Below are 9,646 nucleotides of genomic sequence, written 5' to 3'. Positions count from 1 at the left end.
AGTATCGAATGAGAATCGTCTTTTTTTAATTTGATTTACCGTACTAGTTAGAAAAACGTGAGTTTTTCAGCAGCCTCTTCATGAACGGGTCTTTTTGCGTTTAATTAGCAGATAACTTCATGCTTTCCTGCATCTGTTCATCTTCTTCAACTAAAATGCGATGTTCGGTCCCTTTATCGAAAAAGTGGGCTTTATTCATGTCAAGGGCAAGTTTGATTTTCTCGCCTGCCTGGATAATATTCTTGGCATCGACCCGTGCGACGAAGTCCTGGCCCTCTAATGTGGAGTAAAGCATGATCTCCGCGCCCATGAGCTCGGCTACATCAATTTGGGTTGTGAATGTTGTGTTTGGGGACTCCGTGAAGTAAACTCCTTCATTATGGAAATCCTCCGGACGGATGCCAAGGATTATATCTTTTCCGACATATCCTTGATCACGCAGCATTTTCATCTTCAATTCTGGTATTTCTAGCGTTTGTGCACCAATTTTAATCGTGCCTTCTTTTAATGTTCCGGTGAAGAAGTTCATGGCAGGCGATCCGATAAAACCGCCGACGAAAACGTTAATGGGTTTCTCGTAAACGTCCTTTGGTGCACCGACCTGTTGGATGACACCATCTTTCATTACGACAAGGCGTGTCGCCATTGTCATTGCCTCTGTTTGGTCATGTGTGACATATATTGTCGTGGTGTCCAGCCGTTTATGTAGTTTAGCGATTTCCGCCCGCATTTGAACCCGCAGCTTTGCGTCGAGATTGGATAGTGGCTCATCCATCAAAAAAACCTTTGCGTCCCTTACAATTGCACGGCCAAGTGCCACACGCTGGCGCTGACCACCGGAAAGGGCTTTAGGTTTCCTGTTTAGCAGCTCTTCAAGTCCGAGGATCCTTGCAGCATCATTGACCCTTTGCTTGATTTCCGCTTTTGGTGTTTTCCTGAGCTTCAATCCAAATGCCATATTGTCATAGACGGACATATGGGGATATAAGGCGTAGTTCTGGAAAACCATCGCAATATCACGATCTTTCGGAGGGACATCATTGACTCGCTTGCCGTCTATATATAAATCCCCTTGGGAAATGTCTTCCAGTCCGGCAATCATCCTTAATGTCGTCGATTTACCGCAACCTGAAGGTCCCACAAAAACTATGAATTCCTTATCGGCAACTCGAAGGTTGAAGTCTTTAACAGCGGTTACCTTTTTATCATAAATCTTGAATATATGATCTAATATTAACTCTGCCATGAAAAATCCCCCTTTTAAACTCCTGATTACTTGTACTAATTAACTATAGTCTAAGCTATCAGTTTAGAAAAAAGTATGGGCACATTGCACAAAAATGGATGATGATCCCTGTTTTTGATGAAAATTAATCATTCATTAATATAATCAAGTACGCAGTCAAGGCGTGACGAAAGTTTCTAATATCGAGACCAGTTCTTTCAGTGAATTTATCTATCCGGTATTGTAAGCTGTTCCGATGTATATAAAGCTGTTTGGCGGCATAGGTAGCATTGGAGTTACATTCGATATACGTTTTAATCGTTTTGATAAGTTCAGTATCCTGTTTGGTCTTGCCGAGAATCTCATTGATATACCACTTTGAATTCGTAACGGATAGGTCATTTATTAAAGAATGGGGGATGATGTCTGCCAAATCAGCCACCTTTAGATCCGGCAGATGTACCTGTGCCAAATCAAAACATTTTTTCTCCTGATTCCTATGATGATGCAGGTCTTGATTTACTGGGTGAAAGCGCCCGGTGAACATTCGGGTCTTTACATAAAAGTCACTTTCAAGCGTGGAAGAAATGGCGATTAGTTCTTTATTTGATAAAGATTCATCCTTGACCGTTTCAATTAAGATTCCTGCCGTTTCATTTTCCCAGACAATGGCTGCGTCAGATGGAACGAAAGCGAGGAAGGCGTCTTCAAAATCGGAGTGGGAATAATCAGCATGAGTAAGCTTGAAATGAATGAATCGAACATTCTCCCAGCTTGTTAAAGGCAATGGTGCATTCGGTTCGGATAAAAAAGTTTTCCATGATGTGCCTGGAAACGTATTGAGGTTATTTTGGTTTATGGAAGGAACAAAAAGCAGTCCCAATAAACGGATTTCTTCAGCTGTGATTTCTGAACGGGGAATGCCAAGTATACTTCTTGAGTCTTCGAACCAAACATAGTCAGTAAAATCATTAGTATCCTTTTTATTGGTAAGAGCGTTCGGGAATTTTTGTTTGAGATTTTCAAGCATCGTTTCCACCTTCTTTCTCCCTTTCCATATCATTATAGCGAAAAAGAATAAAGTTCAAAAGAATAGGATAGGATATTGCCAGTTTTTCCGAGAAGGGAAAGTGCATTCCTTCTAGGTAAAGACGCGTAATAAATATTTTCTGTTCGGCAGAAAATTTAGCCATAGAAAAACACCCCGTAAATGTTAGTTTGGTGTCTAACATTTACGGGGCAGTTCAAGTTTGCCTACAGTTTTTTTATGGCTTGTAATTTGAACGTTGATTGGAACAAAAGGCACTTGCTTTCCGCGGGTGGTCCGCCCTCGGCTTGCGCCTGCTTTTTGTTCCGTGCTTATCGTTAAAAACCATTCCTCTAAAAATGGGCTAAATGACAATTATCAAGCCTTTCCATCCAGGTTAATTATTCCATTATTTTCTTGTCAAAAGGGTAAAGAGATAATACATTTATTATAATAATGTGAAAAGGAAGATAAAACTATTTTTTCCAATAATGGGGAGTAAATTCATGATAGAGATAAAGACAGTAAATGATGTGGTTTGTGTGCACGGGACTCCTAGCGGCAAGTCGGGGATGAGTGTTTATGTTTTTTTAACGGATGGTCTATTGATAGATACAGGTGCACAGATATTATTGGAAGGGCTTGTTCCATTCTATGAGTCCGCAGACTTCGATTTAGTGGCGCTGACACACTATCATGAGGACCATACGGGGGGCGCAGCCTGGATAATGGAACATAAAAAGGTTCCGATATTCATTCATCCGATGTCGGTCGATGCTTGTGCGAAGGATGCTGAATATCCTGAGTATCGCAAAATATTTTGGGGGAAGAGAGACGCCTTTAAGGCTGAGCCGCTAGGGAAGGCCATTCATTCCCGCACCCAAAAGTGGGAGCCGATTTTTACCCCTGGTCATGCGAAGGACCATATGGTGTATTTGAATCACAGTAATGGCATGCTCTTTTCCGGAGATCTTTTCGTAACACCAAAAACAAAGCTTGTCTTACGGGAAGAGTCTGTCCCGATCATCATCGATTCTATAAAAAGATTACTCCAATATGATTTTGGAGAAGTGTATTGCTGTCATGCCGGGCATGTTCCGGATGGAAAGGAAATGTTCCGAAAAAAACTAGATTATTTGGAAAACCTCCGTGGTGAAATTTTGCGTTTACATCATCAAGGACTGACCGTTCATGAGATTCAGCAACTCGTTTTACCGAATCGATATCCCCTTATCGAGATATCTGAGCATGAATGGGATTCGGAGCATATCGTTACATCAATACTAAAGGAAATATTTTGAGTGCAAGGGAGAATGAATGAAATAAGGGGGATTTTCCATTGAAGGCAAGGGTTTATCGCTTCTTGCCGTTTTCATGGAAGAGTGTAGGAGTTAAATCTTGGGTCTTCATAATTGCGCAAACGGAAATTGCGTGACCATAGGTAGATTCAGGGGATAGACAGTATGGAAAGAAAAAGGATCCGAACTCCATGAGAATACGAGAGTAATGCATAGGATGTAAAAGCTAATCGGGTGAATAGAAATGAATTTCTAAAATAAGCAAAGTTTAAACGCATTTGCCTCGGGCCGCTTTGTTGATGTTCACGTGATTTGGTATAATCATATGTTTAAAAGTATGCAATTCACAATATGATAACAAGAGGCATATTGTTTAAATTCATGAAATTATTTGAATATTTATTTAAACGAGGGATTGTCAGTTTCATTAAAAATGGGCTGCTTTTTATAGTATGATAGTCATAGAATATGAACAAGCTACATTACATTGAAAAAAAGGTGATCAACTAGTGGAAACAATTCATGCAACCAGTTTTAACTTAAGAGGCTCAAAGATTGAAATAATCATAAATGAAAATATAGAATCAGCTGATATAATATTGCAAGATAATGAAACGAAAGAAGAACATATTTACGATAAAGTAATTTGTAAAAGTTTGAATGAGGAAACCTGTTTGACCATTTCACTTGATAATATGAACTGGCCAGATGTACATAGGACAACTTATACAATTTTGCTTAAAATGAACCAAGAGTTGTTCAGACTGGTCAAACCTACTATAAAAAGAATGAAGAATCGATTGTTCGCCCGTTCTTATTATCAAATTTCACAAAACGAGACTGCAATCATCTTTCTGAACAAAAAAAACACCCTAAGTATAATGTATGGCAATTCAGCCAGCATATTTCGTGCATCCTGTAAAGTGGTTTCGGATAATTTATACATCTCCGCTATGGAAGTGGAGGGGGAAAAGGCAAGGTTTTTCCATGAAGAAGGAGAGTTAGGTAAGCTATTTCTGACTATATATGATCCTGTAACCGAGTGCACCTCAGCAATTGGAGCCGTGCAGGGTGAAAGGAATACAATAGAAGTGGATTTATCAAAACTTGCTGAAATTCCTTCCTCTGCCAACTTGTATGTTGAAGCGAAAATCGGCAAGGTTTTAAAGTCATACAAACTTCAGTTCAATTCCAACCTTGTTCACAGACATAGTGAGCTTTCCTTTTACGAAATGGATCCGTTGGCTAATTCATTGGAAAGCATTAAAACACGATATTTTGATGAACTTGAAATAAAGGGTGACCATCTTCTCGTTCGATTGATGGAGCCTTCCTGTCAGCCCACTTCCGTTGTTTTTGAAAAAAGCACATCAGCAGAATGGGTTCAAACGCACGAATTCAGACAGGATGGACAACTTTTAATAGTCGATTTGAAAAAAATCTTTAATGATATCTTTTTTAAAACTGGTCAAAAGTGGAAGGTTTATGTTAAAGAGGTCATTGCCGGGGATGTACAGTTAAGTAAATTAAAACCCATATCAACATTTGCATTTCCTCAATTGGAACAGCTACCTCTTGAACTGGTGAAAACTCACGCCATGGCTTATATCTCGCCTAAAGCTGAGTTGGGAATTCTATTGGGTGAAAGTGAAGACGTCAATAAAGCTCGTTTCTATATTACGAAGAATAGACTGCCAATACATGACTTAAGCTTCCATGAATATGAATTATCTTTTTCCATGGAAGATATCCAAGATGCCGAGGTTAATTCCGCGTACGTAGTTATTAAAAATAGAAAAAGCGGAGAAATGCATCGAGTGCCATCGATTCTAAAAATAAACTCCCGACAAATTGAAGTCCATTCGAATTTGGAGCCATTTATTAGAAGTGGGATAATTCCATCAAGGTGGGATGTTTTCATTGAGATAACGTATGCGAATGTAATGGAATTGAATCGGGTTGGTTTTTACGACCAAAAGAAACTTCCTATGGAAGAAAGATATTTACCTTCGATTCAGGCAGATGAAGAGAATGTTTTTACACCTTATTTAACAGCCCGGAATGAACTCTCCTTTGTTATTGGTACAGAGTTTGCACTTCGGCATGAAAAATTAAAGTCAAAAATTCTGATTAAGAATGTTGTTCTAAAAAAATCGATACTTGAAATCGAAATAATACTCTCTTTGCCAGACGCTCAAAGTTATCAAGTAAAGGGAATGTTACTTAAGCATCGTAACAATGAGGCATTTACGCGACTTCCCGTGACTTTAAAGAAGAAGAGCATATTATCTGAAGTCAATTTGGACGAGCACGAATTTGAACAGTTTTATTGGGATTTTTATGTATTGGTTGACGTAGAAGGTGAGGATTACGAATTAAAACTTAAACGTCCAACAGAAAATGTCCGTAAAAAATTGAATAGGACTATTAATGATTATTCATATTCAAAAGAGGACGACCATGTTGTATATCCTTACATTACAAGAAGTAACTCTCTTGCGTTAACATACAGAATGAAAAGCGTTTATGAAGCACCAATTTTCAAGTGGAAAGAAAAAATATCCTACTTCGTTTATAAGATGCTTAATAGGTATTATGATCATAAAAATATTTGGCTTGTTTACGAGAAGTTGTCAGAAACCGCACAGGATAATGGCTATCACTTTTTTAAATATTGCTATAATGAACAACCGGAGAGAAATGTCTATTATATTATAAAAAAAGATTCTCCTGATATGGCTAACCTTAAAGGGTTTGAGGATCGTGTAATCCACTTTATGAGCTTTAAACACTTGATCTATTTATTTGCCTCTAAACTGCTCATCGCATCAGAAACCAAGGGACATTCTTATGTTTGGCGTGTACAAAAGGGTAAAGTGATTGAGTATTTAAGAAGGAAGAGAATTGTCTTTTTACAACATGGAGTGCTGGGTTTAAAGAAAATCGATAGTACGCTAAATAAGGGTTCATCAGAGGAAGTGGATTTGTTCGTTACCTCTTCAGATTTTGAAAAAGAAATCGTGAAAAATTATTTTGGATATAACGAGAAGGATATCATCGTTACCGGTTTAAGTCGATGGGATGACGTAAACAAAGAAGAAACTCCAATAAAACGACAAATTTTCTTAATGCCTACATGGAGGAATTGGCTTAATGAAGTGTCTAATGATGCATTCATTGAATCGAATTACTTTAAAAGTTATATCGGTTTATTGAATTCGGAGAAATTGATGGACTTGCTCCGGATACACCAGGTGGAATTGAAGTTTTATGTCCATCCTAAATTTCAGCCTTTTATTGATCAATTCCATACAACTTGTGATCAGATCGAGATAATCAAGTTTGGTGATGTTAATATCAGCAAGTTGATCCGTGAATCGGCACTCTTGATCACTGACTACTCAAGTGTTGCTTGGGATATGTACTATCTTGAAAAACCGACTATCTTTTATCAGTTCGATCTCGATGAATATACGGAATTACAAGGAAGCTACATGGATATGAATAAAGAATTATTCGGGGATCAAGCACTGAATACGGATGATTTGTTAACTTCCATTGAAAATAGCATACGTAACAACTTTGAAGAACAAGAAATCTTTAAAGAGAAAAGAAGTCAATACTTCGCTAATATCGACAATCAAAACAGTGAACGTATTTATAATAATATTTTAAAGAATGAAAAAAGATTAAAGCCAAGAAAAGTTTCTTTTTATAAAAAACTCACAAAGGTGACATTGCTGAGAAAGATGTGGCGCTTTGCAAAACGCAAAAAAATAACTAGGAAGCTGGCTTTTTCATTAAGAGATCATTTAATGAATCTGAATGAAAGGGGGGTTCGCGGCCTATGGGACAGAAGATAATCACGGTGGATCATCTAGTATGTAAAGATGAAAAAATCTCCTTTCATTTCAAGAATCCCCATCCAGTGAAAATCATTGGCATTGAAGAAAGCATGAAAATAAGATGGACATTCGATACGGATATAATCGATTCAAAAATGGTAATCGACCTTAAAAGCTTTAACGCAGAATATTATCAAGCGGCATCACGCTGGAAATTGTATGTGGAAGAAAATGGGGAATTGCATCGAATACAAATTAGCGGGGGAAAGAATGAGTATTTCCATTCAATCCCCTCTATTGGCGTTCAAGTGATAACCCCCTACATCACCAGAAATGGTGGTTTAAGCATCGTGATTAAACAACCGATCCACCTGTCGGATGAGGTTCTTTCAGCAAAAATGTCGCTGATGTCTTTAAATTTTAAAGGTAACTTCCTGACTGGTACCGTACGCCTTGAAATGAAAAGGGAATATGAAATGGTCGGACTAGTCTTAAAGCCGAGGGATATATCCGAGGACAAGCAGTATTTGTTCCAGGTGAAAGGGAAAGATAAGCTTTCTTTTGAAATCGATGTTGATACAATGGAATTGCGCCCGTTTTATTATGATTTTTATTTGTTAGTCAGGGTTGATGGGAATGATCATTATATTCGATTTAAGAATCCTACGTGGTCGGCATCAAGAAAGTTGAATAAAAGACTTTTTGGAATGTCCTATACTTTTGATAACGGTTTTTGGATTTATCCATATATCACGGCATCAGGTACATTGGCATTAACTTATAAGGAAAAAACAGAATACGAATCCAATATGTACTTTTTTAAAGAAATTCTTGCTTCTTGGGTTTTTAATATTCTTCGTCCTTATTATATGAAAAAAAATATTTGGTTGATTTACGAGAAAACGGCTGATAGGGCCCAAGATAACGGTTATTATTTCTTTAAATATATTTATGAAAATCATAAGCATCAACAAGCTTATTATATTATAAAGCCTGATTCAGAAGATTATCCGAAATTGGAAGGCATGAGAAATAGAGTTGTTGAATTCATGAGCTTTAAATATATGGTTTACATGTTTTCTGCTCAGCTGCTAGTGTCTTCTGAAACAAAAGGGCATGCGTACGACATACGCATTCAAAAGGGCCGCATTAGAAAAGCGATGAATTATAAGCCGCTTGTCTTTTTACAACATGGTGTTATTGGTTTGAAGAAACTTAATAGCATCTTTAAAAAATCAAGCATTAATGCACCAAGTCTTTTTGTCGTTTCTTCACCTGCTGAAGGAAAAATCATCCAGAACCATTTCGGCTATAGTAAAAAGGAACTTATTGTAAGTGGCCTGCCGCGATGGGATGTCATAGAAAATAAGTCTAAGGGAAAAAGTATCTTATTAATGCCGACATGGCGTGTTTGGCTTGAAAACTTGCCTTTTGAGGAAGTGGAAAAAAGTGAGTATGTTCAAGTGTTCAGGACGTTTTTACAATCTAAAGAATTGAGCCAGCTATTGGAGCAACATGATTTGACGCTGTATTTTTATTTGCATCCTAAATTCGAAGACTTTATTGACCATTTTTCAAATAATAATCATAGGATCATCATTTCTAATGAACAGGACTTAAATTCCTTATTAATGCAAACTTCCATGTTGATTACGGACTACTCAAGTGTTGCGTGGGATATGTTTTATCAGAAAAAGCCTGTCATTTTCTACCAATTCGATCTAGAAACATACAATAAGTATCAAGGCAGTTATATGGATTTAGATCATGAGTTATTTGGTGATCAAGTTTTCACTACAGAAAAGTTGATATCGACCATTAAAGATTATACAGAAACCGGTTTTGAAGAAAAAGAAGGCTTTGGTCTTTTAAGAGAAATGTATCTTCCCTACATTGATCATTCCAATAGCCAACGAGTTTATAATGGAATTCAAGAGAAACAAGGGATGTTGAAAAAGATTAAACGCAAGCAGTCGATTTCAAGGCTTTTGAGTAATCCTGGGGTACGTTTCCTTTGGAGTAAACTTAATAATGTGAAACCCATAAAGAGAGTGGGAGAACGAATTCGGTTGAAAACTAAATAAGTACATTTACATTTGAAAAATGGTGAATACATTTATATTTTGCTATGTTTCGTATGCACTCAAACAACTTCCGTGAGGAAGTTGTTTCAAACTGTAGACAAACTCGATGAAAATCGAGTTTGTCTATTTTTTATGAGTTGTACAATTTGGCCGTTGATTGGAACGTA

Annotated in this window: 6 protein-coding genes; 3 read left to right on the top strand and 3 right to left on the bottom strand. The window is 37.4% G+C overall.

The window, feature by feature from the left end:
• Positions 1 to 100: 100 nt before the first annotated feature.
• The 3 genes from ACFX4L_RS24020 to ACFX4L_RS24010 all read right to left on the bottom strand — a co-directional run bounded on the left by ACFX4L_RS24020 (position 101) and on the right by ACFX4L_RS24010 (position 2,418).
• The gene (locus tag ACFX4L_RS24020) at positions 101 to 1,246 is read right to left on the bottom strand and encodes an ABC transporter ATP-binding protein (protein WP_377382577.1); all 1,146 of its coding nucleotides are present in this window, start codon (positions 1,244 to 1,246) and stop codon (positions 101 to 103) included.
• A gap of 124 nt (positions 1,247 to 1,370) precedes the next feature.
• The gene (locus ACFX4L_RS24015) at positions 1,371 to 2,255 is read right to left on the bottom strand and encodes a PucR family transcriptional regulator (protein ID WP_377406453.1); all 885 of its coding nucleotides are present in this window, start codon (positions 2,253 to 2,255) and stop codon (positions 1,371 to 1,373) included.
• The gene (locus ACFX4L_RS24010; RefSeq protein WP_377382579.1) at positions 2,248 to 2,418 is read right to left on the bottom strand and encodes a hypothetical protein; all 171 of its coding nucleotides are present in this window, start codon (positions 2,416 to 2,418) and stop codon (positions 2,248 to 2,250) included. The genes ACFX4L_RS24015 and ACFX4L_RS24010 overlap by 8 nt, the downstream gene beginning before the upstream one ends.
• A 340-nt stretch (positions 2,419 to 2,758) precedes the next feature.
• On the opposite strand from ACFX4L_RS24010, the gene ACFX4L_RS24005 reads away from it, so the two are divergent.
• The 3 genes from ACFX4L_RS24005 (at position 2,759) to ACFX4L_RS23995 (ending at position 9,479) form a co-directional block, all read left to right on the top strand.
• Entirely contained in the window at positions 2,759 to 3,553 is a 795-nt protein-coding gene (locus tag ACFX4L_RS24005; RefSeq protein WP_377406450.1) for an MBL fold metallo-hydrolase, read from the top strand.
• Positions 3,554 to 4,059: 506 nt separating this feature from the next.
• The gene (locus tag ACFX4L_RS24000; RefSeq protein WP_377406448.1) at positions 4,060 to 7,413 is read left to right on the top strand and encodes a CDP-glycerol glycerophosphotransferase family protein; all 3,354 of its coding nucleotides are present in this window, start codon (positions 4,060 to 4,062) and stop codon (positions 7,411 to 7,413) included.
• Positions 7,398 to 9,479 (top strand): CDP-glycerol glycerophosphotransferase family protein, encoded by a 2,082-nt coding sequence (locus ACFX4L_RS23995; protein WP_377382585.1) that lies wholly within the window; start codon positions 7,398 to 7,400, stop codon positions 9,477 to 9,479. The genes ACFX4L_RS24000 and ACFX4L_RS23995 overlap by 16 nt, the downstream gene beginning before the upstream one ends.
• Positions 9,480 to 9,646 lie beyond the last annotated feature (167 nt).

Source organism: Peribacillus sp. YIM B13482, from assembly GCF_042787975.1.
Lineage (GTDB): Bacteria > Bacillota > Bacilli > Bacillales > DSM-1321 > Peribacillus > Peribacillus simplex_A.
The sequence above is the reverse complement of the archived record's forward strand: the minus strand, read 5'-3'. Positions and strand labels throughout refer to the sequence as shown.

Coding starts and splice junctions, on each gene's coding strand:
- ACFX4L_RS24015 (WP_377406453.1), bottom strand. CDS start 2,255: ATGCTTGAAAATCTCAAACAAAAATTCCCGAACGCTCTTACCAATAAA.
- ACFX4L_RS24010 (WP_377382579.1), bottom strand. CDS start 2,418: ATGGCTAAATTTTCTGCCGAACAGAAAATATTTATTACGCGTCTTTAC.
- ACFX4L_RS24005 (WP_377406450.1), top strand. CDS start 2,759: ATGATAGAGATAAAGACAGTAAATGATGTGGTTTGTGTGCACGGGACT.
- ACFX4L_RS23995 (WP_377382585.1), top strand. CDS start 7,398: ATGGGACAGAAGATAATCACGGTGGATCATCTAGTATGTAAAGATGAA.
- ACFX4L_RS24020 (WP_377382577.1), bottom strand. CDS start 1,246: ATGGCAGAGTTAATATTAGATCATATATTCAAGATTTATGATAAAAAG.